This window comes from Facklamia sp. P12937 (assembly GCF_050409505.1).
In the GTDB taxonomy this organism is placed as follows: domain Bacteria; phylum Bacillota; class Bacilli; order Lactobacillales; family Aerococcaceae; genus Facklamia.
The window spans coordinates 26,480-46,504 of the sequence record NZ_JBNUPI010000014.1; the positions used below are offsets into that span (position 1 = coordinate 26,480).

Annotated in this window: 23 protein-coding genes and 1 riboswitch; of the genes, 12 read left to right on the forward strand and 11 right to left on the reverse strand. The window is 36.5% G+C overall.

The features are described 5' to 3' along the window. Positions 1-83: 83 nt before the first annotated feature. The 3 genes from ACQV2R_RS06275 (at position 84) to ACQV2R_RS06285 (ending at position 2,268) form a co-directional block, all read left to right on the forward strand. Entirely contained in the window at positions 84-770 is a 687-nt protein-coding gene (locus ACQV2R_RS06275) for a phosphoribosylaminoimidazolesuccinocarboxamide synthase (protein ID WP_428875174.1), read from the forward strand. Between the two features lie 191 nt (positions 771-961). Beyond that, positions 962-1,288, forward strand: a complete 327-nt coding sequence (locus tag ACQV2R_RS06280; RefSeq protein ID WP_428873178.1) for a PadR family transcriptional regulator — start codon at positions 962-964, stop codon at positions 1,286-1,288. Positions 1,289-1,290: 2 nt separating this feature from the next. Next, positions 1,291-2,268, forward strand: coding sequence for a permease prefix domain 1-containing protein (locus tag ACQV2R_RS06285; protein ID WP_428891965.1), 978 nt, complete (start codon positions 1,291-1,293; stop codon positions 2,266-2,268). Positions 2,269-2,455: 187 nt separating this feature from the next. Here the strand turns inward: ACQV2R_RS06285 and ACQV2R_RS06290 are convergent, their stop codons facing one another. From ACQV2R_RS06290 to ACQV2R_RS06310, 5 genes are all read right to left on the reverse strand, one after another. After that, on the reverse strand, positions 2,456-2,899 hold the full coding sequence (locus tag ACQV2R_RS06290; RefSeq protein WP_428891966.1) for a pyridoxamine 5'-phosphate oxidase family protein: 444 nt from the start codon (positions 2,897-2,899) through the stop codon (positions 2,456-2,458). 28 nt (positions 2,900-2,927) lie between these two features. Then, positions 2,928-3,785 carry a hypothetical protein gene (locus tag ACQV2R_RS06295; protein ID WP_428891967.1) on the reverse strand — a complete coding sequence of 286 codons (858 nt, stop codon included), beginning with the start codon at positions 3,783-3,785 and terminating at the stop codon, positions 2,928-2,930. Positions 3,786-3,916: 131 nt separating this feature from the next. Then, positions 3,917-4,252 carry a PTS lactose/cellobiose transporter subunit IIA gene (locus ACQV2R_RS06300; RefSeq protein WP_428875170.1) on the reverse strand — a complete coding sequence of 112 codons (336 nt, stop codon included), beginning with the start codon at positions 4,250-4,252 and terminating at the stop codon, positions 3,917-3,919. A 1-nt stretch (position 4,253) separates the two neighbouring features. Next, the gene (locus ACQV2R_RS06305) at positions 4,254-4,571 is read right to left on the reverse strand and encodes a PTS sugar transporter subunit IIB (protein WP_428873173.1); all 318 of its coding nucleotides are present in this window, start codon (positions 4,569-4,571) and stop codon (positions 4,254-4,256) included. Positions 4,572-4,814: 243 nt separating this feature from the next. Next, positions 4,815-6,149 carry a DUF2254 domain-containing protein gene (locus tag ACQV2R_RS06310; RefSeq protein ID WP_428891968.1) on the reverse strand — a complete coding sequence of 445 codons (1,335 nt, stop codon included), beginning with the start codon at positions 6,147-6,149 and terminating at the stop codon, positions 4,815-4,817. A gap of 352 nt (positions 6,150-6,501) precedes the next feature. Between ACQV2R_RS06310 and ACQV2R_RS06315 the strand changes: the two genes are divergently transcribed. From ACQV2R_RS06315 to ACQV2R_RS06330, 4 genes are all read left to right on the forward strand, one after another. Next, positions 6,502-6,750 (forward strand): biotin/lipoyl-containing protein, encoded by a 249-nt coding sequence (locus ACQV2R_RS06315; protein WP_428873171.1) that lies wholly within the window; start codon positions 6,502-6,504, stop codon positions 6,748-6,750. After that, the gene (gene lipA, locus ACQV2R_RS06320) at positions 6,751-7,677 is read left to right on the forward strand and encodes a lipoyl synthase (protein WP_428873170.1); all 927 of its coding nucleotides are present in this window, start codon (positions 6,751-6,753) and stop codon (positions 7,675-7,677) included. 6 nt (positions 7,678-7,683) lie between these two features. Then, positions 7,684-8,685, forward strand: coding sequence for a lipoate--protein ligase (locus tag ACQV2R_RS06325; protein ID WP_428891969.1), 1,002 nt, complete (start codon positions 7,684-7,686; stop codon positions 8,683-8,685). An 87-nt stretch (positions 8,686-8,772) separates the two neighbouring features. Then, positions 8,773-9,360 (forward strand): pyridoxamine 5'-phosphate oxidase family protein, encoded by a 588-nt coding sequence (locus tag ACQV2R_RS06330; protein ID WP_428891970.1) that lies wholly within the window; start codon positions 8,773-8,775, stop codon positions 9,358-9,360. Positions 9,361-9,417: 57 nt separating this feature from the next. Here the strand turns inward: ACQV2R_RS06330 and ACQV2R_RS06335 are convergent, their stop codons facing one another. The 5 genes from ACQV2R_RS06335 to ACQV2R_RS06355 all read right to left on the reverse strand — a co-directional run bounded on the left by ACQV2R_RS06335 (position 9,418) and on the right by ACQV2R_RS06355 (position 12,059). Further along, entirely contained in the window at positions 9,418-10,035 is a 618-nt protein-coding gene (locus tag ACQV2R_RS06335; RefSeq protein WP_428875165.1) for a DUF5052 family protein, read from the reverse strand. An 84-nt stretch (positions 10,036-10,119) separates the two neighbouring features. Next, on the reverse strand, positions 10,120-10,338 hold the full coding sequence (locus tag ACQV2R_RS06340; protein ID WP_428891971.1) for an LOG family protein: 219 nt from the start codon (positions 10,336-10,338) through the stop codon (positions 10,120-10,122). Between the two features lie 146 nt (positions 10,339-10,484). Continuing rightward, positions 10,485-10,847 (reverse strand): TIGR02328 family protein, encoded by a 363-nt coding sequence (locus ACQV2R_RS06345; RefSeq protein WP_428891972.1) that lies wholly within the window; start codon positions 10,845-10,847, stop codon positions 10,485-10,487. A 209-nt stretch (positions 10,848-11,056) separates the two neighbouring features. Further along, positions 11,057-11,338 (reverse strand): TspO/MBR family protein, encoded by a 282-nt coding sequence (locus tag ACQV2R_RS06350; protein ID WP_428884946.1) that lies wholly within the window; start codon positions 11,336-11,338, stop codon positions 11,057-11,059. An 85-nt stretch (positions 11,339-11,423) separates the two neighbouring features. Further along, positions 11,424-12,059, reverse strand: coding sequence for an endonuclease III domain-containing protein (locus ACQV2R_RS06355; protein WP_428875161.1), 636 nt, complete (start codon positions 12,057-12,059; stop codon positions 11,424-11,426). Between the two features lie 176 nt (positions 12,060-12,235). Between ACQV2R_RS06355 and ACQV2R_RS06360 the strand changes: the two genes are divergently transcribed. The 5 genes from ACQV2R_RS06360 (at position 12,236) to ACQV2R_RS06380 (ending at position 17,621) form a co-directional block, all read left to right on the forward strand. Continuing rightward, on the forward strand, positions 12,236-13,210 hold the full coding sequence (locus ACQV2R_RS06360) for an ABC transporter ATP-binding protein (RefSeq protein ID WP_428891973.1): 975 nt from the start codon (positions 12,236-12,238) through the stop codon (positions 13,208-13,210). Continuing rightward, positions 13,207-13,992 (forward strand): ABC transporter permease, encoded by a 786-nt coding sequence (locus ACQV2R_RS06365; protein ID WP_428874350.1) that lies wholly within the window; start codon positions 13,207-13,209, stop codon positions 13,990-13,992. Before ACQV2R_RS06360 ends, ACQV2R_RS06365 begins: the two co-directional genes overlap by 4 nt. 5 nt (positions 13,993-13,997) lie before the next feature. Next, positions 13,998-14,777, forward strand: coding sequence for an ABC transporter permease (locus tag ACQV2R_RS06370; RefSeq protein WP_428874351.1), 780 nt, complete (start codon positions 13,998-14,000; stop codon positions 14,775-14,777). A 341-nt stretch (positions 14,778-15,118) separates the two neighbouring features. Next, positions 15,119-15,487 carry an ArsR/SmtB family transcription factor gene (locus tag ACQV2R_RS06375; RefSeq protein ID WP_428875159.1) on the forward strand — a complete coding sequence of 123 codons (369 nt, stop codon included), beginning with the start codon at positions 15,119-15,121 and terminating at the stop codon, positions 15,485-15,487. After that, positions 15,477-17,621, forward strand: a complete 2,145-nt coding sequence (locus tag ACQV2R_RS06380) for a heavy metal translocating P-type ATPase (RefSeq protein ID WP_428874353.1) — start codon at positions 15,477-15,479, stop codon at positions 17,619-17,621. Before ACQV2R_RS06375 ends, ACQV2R_RS06380 begins: the two co-directional genes overlap by 11 nt. Before the next feature lie 81 nt (positions 17,622-17,702). Here ACQV2R_RS06380 and pabB read toward each other — a convergent pair whose 3' ends face one another. Next, on the reverse strand, positions 17,703-19,721 hold the full coding sequence (pabB, locus tag ACQV2R_RS06385; RefSeq protein ID WP_428874354.1) for an aminodeoxychorismate synthase component I: 2,019 nt from the start codon (positions 19,719-19,721) through the stop codon (positions 17,703-17,705). 174 nt (positions 19,722-19,895) lie between these two features. After that, a riboswitch (THF riboswitch) is annotated at positions 19,896-19,989 on the forward strand. The last annotated feature ends 36 nt before the right edge of the window (positions 19,990-20,025 follow it).

Here is a 20,025-nt window from a genome sequence, read left to right on the forward strand (position 1 = left end):
TCGTTTATTCATCTAACTTTTTATACTCCTTAAGATAGGGGTGTGCTAAAATTAACTTATGTTAATAAGAAAGGGTGTTGAAATTGCAATTAGTTTATAAAGGCAAAACAAAAGACGTCTACTCCTTGGAAAATGGAAACTACCTCTTAAAATTTAAAGACGATGTCACTGGAGAAAACGGTGTCTTTGACCCTGGGGCGAACTCTGTTGGTCTATCTATCGAAGGCGTTGGTCGTGCTGGTTTAGAAATGTCTCAATTTTTCTTTGAAAAAATCCATCAAGCTGGAATCTCAACACACTTTGTTAATGCAAACATGGATGAACAAACAATGGAGGTTAAGCCTGCTAAAGTGTTTGGTAAAGGTTTAGAAGTGATTTGCCGCCAAAAAGCAGTGGGTTCTTTCTTCCGTCGCTACGGTGATTATATTGAAGAAGGCAGTGATCTTCCTCAATACGTGGAGTTCACAATTAAAGATGATGATCGTCAAGATCCACCAATCACTAAAGACGGATTAGTTGTTCTTGATATTTTATCCGCTGAACAAGTAGACCGCACCGTTGAGCTCACTCGTCAAATTACAACCATTGTATCTGATGAATTAAAAGCTCATGGTCTTGATCTTTATGATATTAAGTTTGAATTTGGTACTTTACAAAACAACGATGAAGTTGTCCTAATTGATGAAATCTCTGGTGGTAATATGCGTGTCTATAAAGACGGCCAATATATTGAACCATTGAAATTACACCAATTACTATTTAAAGCTTAATTCCTATTTTAAATCTAAGCCAAATAATAAAATCAAAGCGTCTCTCGATTAAACAATCGAGAGGCGCTTGTTTTATTCCTATTTTCCTAGGACTATGGTCTGATTTTTTAAAAAACTACTTTATCTGCCGTAGTAATTGTTTTATAATTTAAATACTCCATCAGATACAGTAAAAAAAGTGAGGTGATTCATTGATAAATAGTGATATTTTTAGAGGGTATAACGACCTTTTCATCCTAGCTATTTTAGATAAGAGTGATTCCTATGGTTATGAAATTGGCAAAACAATTTCTCATTTATCCAATGAAAAATACATCATGAAAGAAACAACTCTTTACTCCATTTTTAACCGCTTAAAAAAAGATGGTTTAATCGAAGACTATCCCGGCCAGAAAACAAATGGTCGTCCAAGAACCTACTATCGATTAACGCAAAAAGGGAAAGAAGTCTTACAAGATAAAGTCAAAGAATGGACAATCGTTAAAGCAATCGTGGAAAATATTATTAAAGGAGCTTAATTATGGACGTAATAAAAACCTATCTTGATTCTATGTTTACCAAGATTGAAGTCAATGATGAAATGCTTCAACTGAAGGCAGAAATCTTGGCAAATATGGAAGACAAATACCAAGACTTAATTGATTCAGGTCTGAGTGAGCATGAAGCCGTTGGTAAAGTGATTACTGAATTTGGCAGTATTGAGGAACTGATTGATGCTTATCAATTCAAAACACAAGATAAAAACAAACTGCCACACTATCCCTTACTCACAGAAGAAGAAATCAATGCTTTTATTACCAATAGCACCAAGTCAAATTTATTAACAGCCCTCGGCACCTTTTTAATGATTGCCTCTTCATCAGTCTTCATGACTTTAGAAAGTGTCTTAGGTGAAAACAGCACCTTAGCCGATAGCTTCGGAATTAGTATCATCATAGTGTCAATTGTAATTGCTGTTGGTTTCTATGTAACAGCTAGCCAATTTAATGGCAAACCAAAAAAAGTAGCTAAGGGAGAATATCGTTTATCTAAGAACTTAGAAAGGCAACTAAAAAACGACTTGAAACAACAAGAGAAAGTTAGCTCTTATGGATTCATTGCTGGTATCGCCTTAATTCTTCTACCCATTATACCTATCGTTATAGTTGACAGTCTAAATGTAGCAACTAGTCTAGCAGATTTGACTATTTCCGGACTCTTGATCTGTGTTGCTAGCGCAGTCTTCCTTTTCATCTATTTAGGAGGAAATCAATCAACTTATAAAAAGTTATTAGAATCTGGCCTTTCATCACAGGTTAGCCCTCAAGAAATCAACAGTCGAGAGCGTCTTAAAAAAACAGATAAAATATTTGATGATATATACTGGCCATTGGTCACTGTTATTTATTTTCTCTGGTCGTTTATCAGTAGCGCTTGGGCAATCTCTTGGGTGACCTTTATAATTGCTAGCGTAATAGAGGACCTTTTAAAACATTTGTTAGGATTAAAAACCGATTAAATAAAATCACTTCGATTACTAAATAGCTATATGAAAAAATCTTTACCTTTGAGAGATTTTGGCTTTAATAAAGTATAGCTCCACCTATCTTTGACTGAGAGCAAGATCCCTCCAGCATTCTTTCTAATTGAACAATTAGTGAAGCCCTTTGAAAATGTAACTTCTACATTTTCAAAGGGCTTTATCATTACATCTTAGATAATTTTCCACCAATTTCAAACTCATACTTATGACCTTGAGTCATTGAGTGGTAGAAGCCTTTACCTTCATATATTTGAAACACTTGGGCACCCACTTGATCTGCTTGATCAGGGTAAACTATTTCGACATAAGGGTTGTTACCTAAAATTTCTGTTAATTTTTCTTTACCTAACTCTCGTACTTTCCCTTCAATCCGAATCACCTGAATCAAATAATCTTCTTCCTTCATAGCTGTCATTGCAACAGCTTTATTGTCTTGGAGTTGTTGATAAAGATTTGTTTTAGGATTGGTCATGAAAAAGATTCCTTTATCGTTTGCTAGACCAACATGAACATGTCGAGCATGCGGTTTATTTTCATTGTCAACCGTTGCTAGCACAGCGACTTTTATATCATTTTGAAATATATCCATAATTTTTTCGATGTTCATCTTTTTTCTCCTTAAAAAACAATTGAAATTAATATTCTCTGTTAAAAATATGATTTAGAGTTTGAACCATATACACTTCAACTAAAGGACCTACCCAAAAAATTAACCCAATTATTGTTAGAAGCCCTAACAACCCTACAGTAACAATCGCTCCAACTCCATCCATCATAACGAAGCCTAGAAGACCTATCAAAATAAAAAAGACAATAAAGATTAAAAGAATAACTATTAGGCTTTTTGCGATTCGGCCAAAATTATTTTTAGCTACCGTTAAACTTTTAGTAAAGGTTGCCCAGAAATTATACTTGCCTTCCACATCATATGCTATTAGATATGAAATAGGTACTAAAAACACGCTTAAGGCCAATGCCAACAGCATAAATATCAAAACAAAAACTAAGCTAGCCGTATTGCCATATTGGCTTAGTTGAAAAAATATCAAGCCAGAAACAAATAATAGTAAGAACCCGGCGATCCAACCCAAGACATTGGCAAAAAATGACTTGATTGGAAGTGTAATGATTTTTACAGGAGAGGTATGAAAGAAAGCTGAATCTGCTATTCGCATTTCAGGAAAATTTAGCTTTTGAAAATAGGATCTTCTTTGCATAATGCGTAGGAATACCGATAATATCATAGTGATTAAGGCTATTAAGCCTCCTACACCTGTATATTGTGCTTTAAAAAAATCTTGACTAAATTGAACTAATTGATCGGGTGTCATCGTTTCATTAACACTGGTAATAAATGTATTCAATTGATCATTAACCGGAGAGAACATATTGAGAATTCTATTGATTACGGAGGATCCTACAGTTGCAATAAGAATAGTCCCCATAAAATAGCCATAATGTCTTTTTAATCTTTGAATCGAATCAGATAACATCTAACCACTCCTATCATTTTTGATATTCTTTATTTTATCAATTATCGCTGCTAGCTTCAACATAGGGCTGGTGAACTTCTCCCATGGAAAGGAAAAACCTTCTTAAAGAAAAAGAAGGTTTAAATAATTATTTATTTAAATTTTTTATGATTCGGTAGGATTAATTGATATAAATCGACGATTTCTTTTGCCATATCGTTAACAGTCATTGCGTTCATCAGGTGGTCTTGGGCATGAATCATTAATAAAGATAATTCCGAGCTATTCCCTTGAGCTTCGCCTACCAATAACTTTGTCTGCAATTGATGAGCAGTTAAGATTGACTCCTGGGCTAATGCGAACTTCTGCTGAGCCAAATCAAAATTGCCTTCTTTAGCAAAGCGGATAGCCTCCATTGATTGACTGCGCGCATCGCCACCATTGGCAATCATTAGCATGGCAATTTCTTGTACTTCTTCTACTTTCATTTTAGTCTAAAAGCGATTCGGCTTGCAACAAGACTTTTCTACCGTTTGCTAAGCCGTAATCATTTTTATCAATACTTTCAACAATGATTTGCTTTGGAGCATAGCGTTTAGACAAACCTTCTGATAAATAAGAAACTTGTGGTCCTAATAATAAGACATCGATATTTTCATTGTTTACATAATCTTCCATTTCATGGATCGAAGATGAAATAATCTCATAATCTAGTTCTTCAGTCTTTACAATATTATTCATCTTATTAACCAACATGGTTGTAGACATTCCAGTACCACACACCAACATAATTGTTTTTTTACTCATTAGTCACCCTCCATATAATAAATCACAAATAATTACTCTTATAGAATCTATATTAGCTGATTATTTAAGCGTTTTCAACGGCTTTATGCTTTTTTTTGATAAACAGTGCCATTATTTACTAACGGTGTCTTTTAATCGCACATTAAAACTGATAAAGCTGATTCGTTGTGATCGGCCTCATTAAAAAACTAAAATCTTTGCTCACACCAATAGTCTAACAAATTACAGCAATTTTTTACACCTTTATTCCTCATTTTTCTCAGTTTCTTTAGGCCTTAACCTAGCAATAGGTTCCATCACTTCGTTAAACATTCTTTGGTCATATTCAGACTCAAAATGGTCGGTTATTTTATTTGATAAGTATGATATAAACCCTTTAATAACCTCTTGATGCTTATGAGAAGAATTAAGGCCAATGAAATATAAGGCTTCATAAAGATCACGAATTAAATAGGCGTCTTGATTAATATACTGAACCAATTGACCAAAATTTTGGAATAGAATCTTCTGAAAAGGGCAGTAGTCATAACAAACGCCTACTTCTAGTGTTTGTGACGAAGGTAATTCTATTTCTTCTAAATAGACTGCATACCTGGCCGGAGCTTGCCCTAATTCACCTAATAAAATGGACTGGTAACGAAAAACATGACTAATGGTGTTGGGGTCATTTATAGAAGGTGAGGCACTCCGCAAAGCGATATCTGTTAACTTCGAAAGAGCAAAATCAGGATTGTACATAGAAGAAGGTTCGTGTTGAAAAATAAAAGACCGATTCAATTTCTCTTCAAACTTTTCCCAATCTTTTTGTTTCTTCAAAGAATAAGCCTCAGCTAAAACAGCTCCTTTACCTACAAAATCACCATTTCTAACCTTCAAAACAATCACACATTTACATTCTTTTGCTAAATCAAATAAATGATCAATATCGACAAAATCTAGATAACCTTGTTTCAAAGACTGCACACTTTGACTGGCTGCCCCTTTAATAGAAGGCAATTGGTCCACAAATGTTGCTGCTTCAAAAAAGGCTTTATTTTCCGAGATAATTTTTGAAGCTCTTTCAAATAGTCCTTTAATGACCTGATTGTGTTGAACAGATTGTGAGATATCAAAAACAAAACGAATAAAGTATAAAACACTTGTAATCCCATACATTAAAGCCACTGTCCCCGACATCACTAAATATTCGCCTTGAGATTCGCGCATGAAAAATAAGGAAACCAGGCAATAAACAAAACCACCTAAATAAATACCCAAAGTTTGAGTAGACGATTTACGAAAAAGAAAATTTTCAATTGTTCGCGGCCCAAAACTAGAAGCATAATAGGACATCACACTCAGCATGGTAGCAAAAGTAAAAGTTGCCACAGCAAAAAGGGAGCCTGCTAAAGAACTTAATATCATTTGCGCAAAGTTTTGACTGGTTAGTAACACACTCGGTAGCGCATCTAGGTCTCCCCAATAGCGCACATCCATTAACATAACAAGTACCGCTAAAAAGAAAGCAAGTATAACATTATAAACAAATACCCACCAAGATTTTTGATCTTCAAAATATAGTTTTAAGCTTTCTATCATATGCACCTTTCCTCATTTCACTCTATCTTCCATTAAGAATAGAACATTCTTACCCATTCCACAAGTAGACATTCACAAAATAAATTCTTACCTCTCTTTATGATGATTAATCAAGACCTAGTTCTTGAATTTTTATCACAATCTTTCGGACTTTTCTTATTATTTTTTTCACGAACTTAAGTGTATTTGGTATAAAAATGCCTGTACGCTAGGTTTTATGAATTTGGGTGGGAAGGCAAGAACTGGATTAAATTTTTGTGAAAAGTATTGAACATTTATAGCGGAATGTCTACAATGGAGCGTAGAGATTTCCTAGGAAATAACTTTAAATTAATTGATTGGAGGAGTCATTTTGAAAAAAGAAATTGTATTTCCAAAATTAAGTTCAAAAGTATTGTCAGGGGTCATTATTGAATGGACCACAGAGGTTGGCCAAAGCATTCAAAAAGGTGAAGTATTATATTCAGTCGAAACCGATAAAGCTGTTCATGAGATTGAGTCGCCTTTTTCTGGAAAGCTAATAGCTATCCATCAAGAGCTAGGTGACAAAGTCACTGCTGGTGATTTAATTGCGACCATTGAAGAAAGTGAGGAAGCTTAAATGAAAATCACTGCCTCTTCATCAACCCAAGTAAAACCACGTATCCGTTTTGACAATGAATCCGTCGATCAAGTTAATAACTTACTTTCTAGCCTACAACTTAATACCGTTTGTGCCGAAGCTACCTGTCCTAACCTAGGTGAGTGCTACAAAAATGGTACAGCCACCTTCATGATCCTTGGTAGCCATTGCTCAAGAGCTTGTCGTTTTTGTGATATTCTGACAGGCAATATGGAAGAAGTGAATGACAAGGAGCCTGAAAACTTAGCCGATGCTTGTAAAACACTGGGGCTTCGCCATGTGGTAGTGACCAGTGTGGCACGTGATGATTTAGAAGATGGTGGAGCTGAACAATTTGCTCGCACAATTCGTGCTGTTAAAGAAAAATGCCCAGACACAACGATCGAGGTGCTTATACCAGATTTCCTAGGTAACAAAGAAAGTATTGACCTTGTTATTGAAGCCAATCCTGAAATTATTAATCATAATATCGAAACGGTAGAGCGTTTATCTCCAAGAATTCGTCACCGCGCTACCTATGAACGTTCTCTTGACGTTTTAAAATATATTAAAAAACAAGCACCCCATATCTATACAAAGACAGGGATAATGCTAGGCTTAGGTGAAACTGAAGAAGAGGTTGCTCAAGCTATGGATGATAGTTTAGCGGTAGGCGTAGATTTCTTTACAATTGGACAATACCTTCAGCCTTCCCCTAAGCATTACAAACTAGAAGAATATATTTCGCTTGAACAATTTGGTAGATACAATAAAATGGGGATGAAAAAGGGCTTCAAGTTCGTAGCCTCTGGACCTCAAGTAAGAAGCTCCTACAAGGCTCATGAATCCTTGGATGCCGTCGGTGTTGACCATAACTTTGATGCTGAAAATAGCTTAGTGGCTCAATTAGCCAAAGAAGAAGCATAAAGACCCATGTTATATTTACCGACTGATTCACTTGATCCTAACTATTACTTTGCCTTAGAAGAATACTTAATGACCCAAAAAGCTTTAAAAGAAGACCTTTTCATGATCTGGCAAACCGATTTTACAGTCATGCTGGGTAATTACCAGAATGCATATGTTGAACTGAACTTACCAGAACTAGAAAAAGATCAAGTCGCTATTACACGACGTAATACAGGGGGCGGTACTATCTTCACCGACCGAGGTGGCTGGCAATTTAGTTTTATCACACCTCGTCCTCAAGGCGACAAGCGGCATGAAGCAATTAATTTTGAACGCTTCATGCAATCCATCATTCAGGCATTGCAAAGTTTAGGATTCCCTGCTGAAATGAATAGCCGCAATGACTTAGCCATACACGGTAAAAAAATTTCCGGCAATGCTCAATGTTTTAAAGGAGACTACACCCTGCATCATGGTTCCTTGTTATTTGATAGCGACTTGTCTGCTATGGCCTGTTATTTAAACCCCGCTAAACACAAGATTATCTCCAAAGGAATCAAGTCTGTTAAAGATCGGACAACTAATATTAAGAATTACTGCCCAGACGATTGGGATGCTAAGACCTTTAAAGACGCTTTAGTCAAAGAAATTATAGGCGAGCAGCCAAGCTACTTCCACCTAAGTGAAGAAGATGAAAAAGCCGTCCAAAAAATCAAACAAGAAAAGTTTGAATCTTGGGACTGGGTCTTCGGTCGCAACCCCCAATTTTCCTTAGTCAATGAAGCCGTATTAGCTGGCGGTTTGCTCAAAATGCACTGCCAAGTTGAAAAAGGTGTGATTCAATCTTTAGTTTTTGAAGGCGACTTCTTTAGTGCTCATGATTTGAGTGAAGTGGAAGAGTCGCTAAAAGGCATTAGCTTCAATAAAGAAGCCGTACAAAATCATTTTGAAAAATACTATCCGCAAGATCTTATTCACAATATAAGCAACCCAAAAATTATTGACACCCTTTTCAAAAATTTATAAACTAGCTATACAAAATATAAACATCTGATCCTTGAACCTGATGTTTATATTTTTTAGCTGTTGGCACTTATAGAAAGAAGGTTTATGATGTCAGAAATTTATCAAGCTATGCGTCGCCACGATCGTTCCATGCCCAGAGATTTCGCCGAGCACGTTATCGATCACTCCCAATATGGTGTTCTTAGCCTTCCTGATCAACCTTATCCCTATGCCATCCCCCTTTCAATCGTTCGTGACAATCAAACTTTATACTTTCACAGCGCTAAAGCTGGTAAAAAGGTTGAATTGATTGAAGATAGCATGCAAGTCTGTGTTACTTTTGTCGGTAAAGTTCAAGTTCCTAATTTATATAGTGAAAGTGAAATCGCAAGGATAGCTGCTGATCCAAAATCATGGGGAACTCTAGCCCGCACTGTTTTCACCACTGAATTTGAATCGGCCATTATCTATGGTAAAATTCGCAAAGTTACTAACGAAAAAGAATTGCGCAAGGCCTTACGTCTGATCGCCAAAAAATATGTCCCTAAACATTATTCACTAGTTGATAAAGCCATTGACACAGCTTTCGATTATGTTCAAGTCTATGCTATCGAAATAGAGCACCTTTCGAGCAAAAGAAAGAAATACGATGATCAAGGGCAAGAAATGAAACATGCCCGAGGATGGAAAGTTTAAAAAGAGGCTGTGACTGACGTCCGCCTCTTTTTTATTTTCAAAAATCGCTTTAAATAACTAACTATTTTCGAGTAACTCATTGTCATAGATCGTGTAATCACAACGGTAAATAAAGAGATACTTGCCATCTATTATGAGTCCTGTCGACTTAGGTACATCCGTTTTAAAATAGGAGACCTTATTCCCTGAATAAACGGCTAAAGGTGTTCCGTTTTGGCTTCGCACCATAATCGTCTTCTTTTTACCAAAAAAGGTTTGGCCTAAATTGTCCTGTAAGCGCGAAATGAATGGAAGGTTCGATCTCGTATCATAAAGTTCAACGCGATTATCTACCTCCATCGTCAAGTCATTTAACCCCTTCTCAGCAGCAATCAAAGATGATCCTACATGAGTCATCGTGTGCCCACCAATTTGAATATCTAAAACCTGTGAGTCAGCTTTGGTTGAGCCTTCAGCTGTTTGTGAATCGAACTCTTCATCTCGTTCAATTGAAACTGATTTTCCCGTCATAGAATCAATGATCTGGGCTTGCTCATCATAAGTTTGGACGGTCATAGTCAAACCAATAAAATCTTGTTTAAAGCCAGAAACAAATTCACTTATAGCCTGACAGCCAGTCAAAGCTAAAACCATTATTAATAGGATAGATAATTTAAAAGTGTGTTTGTTTTTCATTTTAGTCTCCTTTTCTTAATAGTATATCTATTCTACCAGAATCAATTACTAAGCGACTTGTACTAGAGGCTGATTTTCACTTATTTACAATCGTGATTCGTTTTTAATGAATCCTTCAATTTGCTTATAATCTTCCGTTAAGAGAAATCCTTCTTCAACCATTTGTTGGTAAACTTTTTGTAGTCCATTGTAATAACCATTAACATTCATGAATATACAGGGATTCGTGTTTTGACCCACCCGACTCCAAGAGATGGCTTCCACTACTTCATCCGATATCCCTGTTCCATTAGGAAGCACCACAATAAACCACTATTTTAATAGTCTACCTCCTCTTTTTCAATTTACTATTATAACTAATTTTTTGTCAATAAATAGTTATTCTTAGCCCATTAAACAAAATTATTCTCAAAAGAAAATTTTTTGCAACAGTCTTAATTGTTTTTTATTTAAATAGCAATCCCCTTATCCTTTAAATTCATCAAACAAGCTTGAAGATAAACTTCATCATGTTCTGGATAGATGGGACAATCTAATGAGAGGGCTTCTAAATCTTTATAAGGCGGAGCCGATTGTCCTCGATATTCTGGATCTAGCCAGAGGCTATCCGGCTGATAGCCTCTGGCTATCATTTCTTCCATTACTAAAACATGGTATTGGTAAAGTTTATAGGGATGATAATTAAAAATATAGTTTACAGTAGAATGCGGCTTGCCCCATCCCTTTCCTCTTAGAGCACAACATTCTCGATGTTGTCCTAAGAGTTGCTGTCGAGGTAATAAGGGAATCAAATCTTCATGCCATAATCGCATTATTTCCCTCCTAATTTATTCATTGCAATAAGACACTTAATCTCGATTTAAGAACCAAGTAGCTCCATTAAGATAAAAAACAAAGGCCAACCAAATTACATAGAGCAATAAAAGTAATCCTCCAAGTGTCCTTTTGATAAAGTTTCCAAGCTGTGACTCGAACAGCTATGAAAAACAAAACTTTCATTTAAAGTAATGCCGTGGTATTTTTACTTAAAATATAGCAGTGACCCAAGACCATTAAGACCTAATTGGGTTCGATAGCTTATAACAGCTTCGTCTTTCTCTTTACTTTCATCAATGATTATTCGGGCAATCCCCATCATGGTATATAATAATGGCCAAACAATGCCAAAAGTCTCTTTGGGAGGTGCAAATGGGGGTTGTTTGTACTTTTCATAGTCTGCTTTGGCATTATCGGCCGTTAAACGACCAATAATTGTTCCACCGACCAATGGAGCTCCTACAAGTAACCAATTTTTAATTTTCATCAAACCACTCCTTTTTCAAATTATAAGTTAACAGCCCTTCATCTCCGACTAAAATGCTTTAGCATCGATCATAAAAATACAGTAACTATTTCTTCACCTCTCCAGCTATCCGTTCCATCCTAACAGGATCCTTTAAATAATTTTTACCAAATTCATCAATCAGTCCATGCAGGTCTTGAGCTTGAAGATAAGTGAATGATTCAGGCATTTGCACGACTGCATGTAATTGCTGATAGCTTTTATAGTCTTTTTGATCGATATAAGAAAACAACTTGCGAGCGTATGCATCTGAAATAAAGGCGACTTGGTCAAAAATATAGACTAAGAAGACATCAGCCGTTTCTTGGCCGATACCTCGAAGCTTAAGTAATTCTATTCTTAAATCAGATCCGTATTTTTCTACTATATGGCTATAATTCCACTGGTGTTCTTGGAACCAATTCAAAACGGCTTGGATAGCTAGGGCTTTATTTTTATAAAAACCAGCTGAATAAATCAGCTGTTCTAACTGACTACTTTCCAACCTTAGAATCCTTTGCGGATCAAACCCAGTCGCCAGCTTTAATTGAGTTAAGGCTTTATCAACATTCGACCAGTTGGTATTTTGAACCAGAATAGCACCTAAAATGATTTCTAATTTAGAATCCCCCGGCCACCAACCACTGGGACCCATTTCTTGCAGAAGATAAGTATACAATTTTTCGATGGAAACAGAAGTCATTGATCCACCCCTTTCCACTTTTTCCTATTATATCATCTTTATTAACAGATTATGATTGAAAACCTTCTCTTCGTTGACTTGAAAGGCTTCTTGTTATACAATTCAAAGGCTCAATTTTACTTCTTTAGTTCGCTAGCTATATAATTCAAATAATCAAAAAACTTAGGAGAGATTAGATGATTCAGGTTGAAAACATTTCAAAACAATTTAAAATAGCCAAACGAAAAAAACACTCCTCAATGCCTGGTTTATCTTATTTAAAGAGAGAGACTGAATACTATCAGGCATTAGACCAAGTATCTTTTAATGTTAAAAAAGGCGAAATGATAGGCTATATTGGCCCAAACGGAGCTGGTAAAAGTACCACACTTAAAATCCTATCAGGTATCCTCCATCCAGATACTGGTGAGTGCCAAATAATGGGCCTAACGCCTTGGAAAAACAGGATCGACCATGTTAGAAATATCGGCGTCGTTTTTGGACAACGTTCTCAACTATGGTGGGATTTACCAGTTAAGGATTCTTTTGACCTGATCCGTGACCTTTACCGTGTGGATCCACAGCGTTATCATCAACAAATTGATAAGTTAGCATATGCTTTAGCTATCGAAAACTTACTGGATACTTCCGTTAGACAACTCAGTTTAGGCCAAAGAATGCGGTGTGAAATTGCCGCTGCTTTAATTCATCAGCCAGCCATTCTATTTCTAGATGAACCTACTATTGGTTTAGATGCAGTTTCTAAATTAGCTGTTCGAAAATTCATTATCGATCTTAATCAAGAAGAACAGACAACAGTTATTTTAACCACGCATGACATGCAAGATATTGAAGCACTCTCTTCACGGATTATATTGATTGGTCAAGGAAAAATACTGCTCGACGGTTCCCTGGAGGAATTAAAGAACAAAAATCAACAAAAACAGATTTGGAACATTGAATTTAATAAAGGAAGACTACCTCATCACCCGGGTATTCAAATTTATCAAGCGACTGAATCAGAAGCTTTATTATCTTTTGATTCGGATCTTCTATCCAAAAATGAATTTATTGCTTTATTAAATCAAAATCTTGATTTACAATCTATAAGCCCTCATGCTACTAACCTTGATCACCTAGTAATCCAGCTTTATCGGGAGTATCAATTATGAAAACTTATAGCGCAATATTTCGCATTCAATTTCAATCAGCCATTCAATATCGAACGGCTGCTTTAGCAGGTATTCTTACCCAATTTGCTTGGGGCCTACTTCTCATCAAAATGTTCGAATCTTTTTATCAAACCAACGCACAAAGTCAACCTATGACTTTTGAACAAGTCTGCGCTTATATATGGATCCAACAAGCCGGTCTTAATTTGTTTGCTTTATGGATTTATGACCGTACTATCTTCGAAGAAATCATTTCAGGCAATGTTGCCTATCAATTGACGCGTCCTCTCGGTCTCTATCCCCATTGGTTTATATCTAACCTTGCCATGCGAATTGCTCGCACTTTATTACGGTGTTTGCCAATGATAATTGTAGCAAGCTTTCTGCCAGAACCTTATAAGCTTTTGCCGCCAAACCACCTCCTACTTTTTATAGTGACGATGATTCTGTCTACTTTATTAATCATTGCCTTCTTAATGTTAGTCTATATTAGTGTCTTTTATTTCTTAACGGACGTGGGAATTCGAGTGATTGTTGCTACGATCGGGGAATTTCTAACCGGAGCAATCATTCCATTACCCTTTTTACCCCAGCCTTTACAAACCTTTATCCATTGGACACCCTTCGCCTATATGCAAAACATTCCTCTTAGAGTCTATTCTCTAGACATTAGCTCTTGGAATATTATCATTCCTCAAGCTTTTTGGCTGATTCTTCTGTTGGTGGTCGGTTGGTGGCTGATGCAACATGCTCTATCTAAATTCGTTATTCAAGGAGGTTAAATGCAGTGTTTAAAATTTTAGGTCTTTATTTTAAACTCAATTGGCAGGCTCAATGGCAATACCCTGTTTCTATGTTGTTATTAATTATGGGGCAATTCTTAGCAACCTTTGTCTCTGTACTAGGCATTTATTTTATGTTAGAAAGATTTCACAGCGTACAAGGGTTTTCAAAAGATGAAGTGCTTTTATGTGCTGGAATTTTCACTTTTGCGGCCGCCTTAGCTGAAATGCTAGCCAGGGGATTCGATTCTTTTCCTCAGATGATTGCTAATGGTGAATTTGATCGTGTCCTCACTCGCCCCCAAAGCCCCTTACTCCAAGTTATTGGATCAAAATTTGAGTTTTCACGTATAGGACGCTTAATCCAAGCAGCCTTACTACTAGTTTTCGTCATTGAAAGAGGCAAGATGGTATGGTCGTGGAATAAGATTGCTACTTTATTCATAATGATCTTAACAGCCAGCTTGTTATTTTCCTTATTATATTTTCTTTCAGCAAGCCTTTCTTTTTTTACCATTCAAGGATTAGAGATTATGAATATTTTTACAGATGGCGGACGTGAATTTGGTCAATATCCCTTCTCTATTTATGGAAAGAAGATATTAAAGTTTCTAACCTTTATTCTCCCTCTGGCTTTGGTCCAGTATTATCCCTTTTTATATTTAGTAGGTAAGAGTAATGATTGGCGATTAGCTCTATTTCCTTTTTTGAGTCTAGTTTTTGCTATACCTGTTTATGGTGTTTGGCGATTTGGCTTGTATCATTATCAGTCAACCGGCTCTTAGTCAAAGAATCTTATTTCAATGAAATGATAAATAAGATTCATAAACTAACCTCTACTTTATTAAATTTCCTTTTAAAACAGTCAATTAAACTCACTAACGTCTACTCAAAGGCCCTCAATCTATATACTATTTTACTTATTATTTTTTAATCGTTTACTCTTTCTACCTGATTTCTATTCATTTAGAGGTCAGTTTATTATAGTTTAACAGCCGTTTATCAACCATTAGTATTCATTTGACAAAAATAATAGTGCGTGGTATATTTAAGTTGTAAAGGTTGAACAGCTGTTCAACTATAAATGATAATTTTTACTATTTATAAACAGAAAGTAGGTCATGCCATGGATAGCTGTCAAGAGAATGCAATTCATCCTGAAGCGATTAAGAAAGCTCAAGAAGTGCCTCTCAATCCAGAACATTTTAAAATTCTAATCAAACTCTTTAAAGCATTAGCAGAACCCTCTCGAGCAAAAATTTTATGGTATTTGCTTAAGACAGAATTGTGTGTTTGCGATTTAGGCCATCTAATAGGCATGTCCAAATCTGCCACTTCTCATCAACTCGCTTATCTATTTAAATTAAATTTAGTTAAAAAGCGCAAAGAAGGACGTATTGTTTATTATTCAATTGCTGATGACCATGTGCGTATTTTATATCACAATGCATTGGAACATGCAGCAGAAGGAGGAAATGATAATAATGACTTATAAATTTAAAATGCAGGGTTTGTCTTGTGCTAACTGTGCTCAAAAAATTGAAACTCGCTTAAACAATTCGGATCAAGTTGAAGCGACCGTTAATTTCGCACAAGGACAATTAACAATCGACACGGACCAAGTGATGGAGTCTAATCTCATTCAAAGCTTGGAACAAAATGTACAAGAAGTCGAACAAGGGATAAAATTGGTTCCGCTCTTTGAGCTAGAAGAAAAATCAAATCTAAACCTTGATAAAAATAAAGACAGTCAAGGCTTACTTGATAGCGAAGGCTGGCGTATTTTAATTACCATTCCTTTATTTATCTTAGGATTCTTTTTAACAAATTATATTTCTTCTGAATGGCTTCTAGTGGGTTATTTTGGTCTGACCTATCTGTTCATAGGTCAGAATGTACTTAAAACTACTTGGAATAAAATTAAAAATAAGGACTGGTTAGAAGAAAATTTCTTAATGACGATTGCTACCTTAGGTGCCTTTGTGATTGGTGAGTACCCTGAAGCAGTTGCCGTTATGCTGTTCTATTCTATCGGAGAATGGTTTCAAGACCGTGCCGTTAACCAATCTCGCCAATCAATTCAATCCTTGATGGCAATTCGTCCTGACTTTGCCCGTATTCAACAAACTGATGGTACATTAACCAAAATTGACCCCCGCGAGTTAGTTGAAGGTCAAGAGTTTATCGTAGCTGTCGGAGACAAGGTCCCTCTAGATGGACAAATTATCCAAGGTCAATCTCAAGTAGACCACTCAGCTATTACTGGAGAATCTCTTCCTCAGAGTTTAAAAGAAGGCGACACCCTCTACTCAGGTTCGATCAACTTAAGTTCTCAGCTGAAAGTTAAAGTCACTAAGACCTTCCAAAATTCAACGGTCAGCCAAATTATCGACTTAGTTGAAAATGCTTCTTCCAAAAAGGCAGCTACTGAGAAATTTATTACTCGGTTCGCACGCGTTTATACACCGGTTGTAGTTGCCTTAGCAGTTCTTTTGGCTACTTTGCCTCCTATCTTTTTTAGTGACATTTCTTGGTCAACAAGCTTTTACCGTGCGTTACAATTTTTAGTTATCTCTTGTCCTTGTGCCTTAGTTGTCTCTGTTCCTATGAGTTTTTATGGTGGAATTGGTGCAGCAGCACGTGAAGGTATCATGGTTAAAGGCGGAAATTTCCTCGAAACCCTAACAAAGATTAAGACCTTAGTTTTAGATAAAACCGGAACAATCACTCAAGGTAACTTTGCGATTGACAAAGTAGAGGCCTTATATTTAAGCAAAAATGAGTTTTTAGAAGCACTGGCTCACTTGGAGAGCCAATCCCACCATCCTATTGCACTCTCCATTCAAGAAGCCTATAATCAGCCCTTAGATCCTCATCGTGTGCAAGAAGTAGAAACAATCACCGGTAAAGGTCTTAAAGGAATTGTGGACGGTAAAAGTTTACTTGCTGGAAACAAGGACTTGATGGATCAATTCAAGATCGAAGTGCCAGAATTAAAGACTGCTGCCACTGTCGTTTATCTCAGTATTAATCAAGCATATCAAGGCTATGTCCTCATTAAAGACCAGATCAAACCAGATTCTCAGTCCGCGCTGACAGAATTACATCAATTAGGTATTTCCTCTGCCATCTTACTTTCTGGTGACAATCAAGCAACCGTCGACGAAATCGCTCAACTTGTTGGGATTGATCAAGCAAAAGGTGACTTGCTTCCACAAGAAAAGATGATCGAACTGGAGAAAATTTTAGCTAACGTTAAGCAATCAACGTCTAATAAAAAATCCTCTAATGTAGCCTTTATCGGTGATGGCATCAATGATGCCCCGGCTCTTGCCCGTGCAGATATTGGAATTGCCATGGGAGGAATGGGATCTGACGCAGCTATTGAATCAGCAGACATTGTCATTATGAATGATTCTTTAGCCAAACTCCCTCAAGCTATTAAAATTGCTCAAAAAACTTTACGCATTGCTCAAGAAAATATAGCCTTTGCACTTGGAATTAAGGTGCTCTTCCTAAGCCTCGCCGCTTTAGGCTTCTCATCCATGTGGATGGCTATTGTCGCCGATGTTGGTGTGACCATCCTTGCAGTTCTTAATAGTTTGCGAACACTTGGGAAAGTTAAATAATAAAAAAACCAGCAAGCATAATAATGGTATGCTTGCTGGTTTTCTTCGTTTAACAAACTCATTTATCTTTAATGAATCCTTTTAGGCCCCTTCAATTTTAAATTCGTAAGTTGAAGGTAGATGGTAATAGGCTTTTAAGGCATTAAGAGCTCCTTGGGCTTTGACTAAAGTTTCTTGGTACTCTTCTTCTGGATCTGAAAGGGCAATAATTGCTCCCCCTAGACCGAGACTAGTCTTTTCTTCTTCAATAACCGCCGTGCGTATAACAATATTTAAATCCATACAACCATTATTAGCAATATAGCCAATAGCCCCTGAGTAGATACCTCGTGGACGTCCTTCTAATTGATCAATTAATTCGAGGGTACGATACTTCGGCGCTCCAGTCATTGAACCACCAGGGAAGCAAGCTTTAAACAGATCAATAGCTGAAACATTTTTTGCAAGAAAGCCTTGAACGGTAGTCACTAATTGATGAAGGGTTGAATAACTCTCAACAGCCATCAACTTGGGAACCGTTACTGTTCCAATCTGACAGACCTTACCTAAATCATTTCGCAATAGGTCTACGATCATCAAGTTTTCAGCCATGGTCTTTTCCTCGGTTGCTAAAGCATGAATAATCGCTTGATCTTCTGCTGGGTTTTGACCCCTTTTAGCCGTTCCTTTGATGGGCTTGGTTTGAACTCTACCATCACGATTCAAGGTTAAGAATTTTTCCATAGAAGAACACGCAACAGCAAAATGATCAAAAGTTAAAAAGGCTGCGTAAGGGGCTGGACTGGCTTGGCGTAAGGTTTGGTAATATATATAGGCATCTAGCTGGTCTTTGATATCCAAGCGATTGGTCAAACATATTTCATAGGACTCTCCTTTTCGAATGTAGTCTTGACATTGGTGGATAGCTTTCAAATAGTCACTGCGAGCCATAGCCCAAGCAATAGTTGGTTGATCGAAGGCCTCCATGATAAGCTCTTCTTTTTCACCTACTGAAATATAAGCCTGTGAAAAATCTAAATCTTTGATCCAGTCTTTGTCATCTTTATAGGATAGTAAATAAAGTTGGTTTTCGTGATGATCGATAACAGCCGCTCGATCAATATAATCTAATATGACATCAGGATACGATGACTGATGCTGATTAGGCCCTTCCATTAAACTTTTGAGCTCATAACCAAAATAACCAATATAACCTAATTGGAAATCACATGGTAAATCTTGATGGATTGGCCATTGAGGTTGATGTTTTTCTAAATAAGTGAATATATCTTGATGAATTCTTTCTTCTCTTCCCTTTATATCTGTCTTGATAACCAAATTATCCGTAATATCATAGGTCAGACGATGGCCATGGCGAGGACCCGCTTGTCCAATTATAGAAAAACGAGACAAAGCTTTTGTCACTTGACTAGAGTCTAACCATTGCGTTTGTTTATTAATTTGATAAAGCTGATTAAACAACGCTTGTGCATTGCCTTGATAAGGAACTTTTGTAACACGCAAAGGATTTGTCTGTATTTGGAAGGTGTGGATCAAGTCTACAAAATTCTCAATTAGACGCTCACCTTCTTGTGAAGCAATTGACTCTGGATGAAACTGAACGGCGTATTGAGGTTTGCTACGATGAGAAATCCCCATAATTAAGCCATCGTGCGTTCTCGCATCCACTTGAATGTTCTCCAATTTCTCTTCTTTACAGACTAAAGAATGGTAACGGGTCACTTTAAAATCTTGCGGTAGTCCTTTAAAAAGCCCTTGATTATTATGTCTGATTTCACTCAGCCGCCCATGAACAGGCTGGGGAGCCAATATAATTTCTCCTCCATTCAGATAGTAAATTCCTTGCTGACCCAAACAGATGCCCAATATGGGACGTTCTTCTTTTTCGATTACTTCACGGCAAAGACCAAAATCTTCAGGATTTTCAGGACTTCCAGGACCTGGTGAAATAACCACCGCATCAAAATCTAACAATTTAAATTCTTCATATGACATTTGATCATTCTTAATAACCAACGGAACTTCTTGCGTCACTTTGGCTATTAATTGAAACAGATTATAAGTATAGGAATCATAATTATCAATGATAACAAACTTCATAATGGTTTCTCCTAACATTTTTTTCAACGATATCTATGCAACTGGTTATTGTCCTATTTTATCACAATTTGTAGTTAGTAAAAATACCTGAAAAGTAATTTAAAAAGAATAGCATTTAATCCTTGTCAATGATTGACAAGTGCTATCATTCACCTATAATGAAGGAGAACTTTGAACAGAGTATAAAAGGTGCGTAAAGTATTTACAGATGGGAAGTTGCTGTAAAACGAAATGAACAATCATGCGATGCCTTTTATCTTCCGCTGTTTTATTATCCATCTTTAGCGGAGCTCTGAATTTCTCA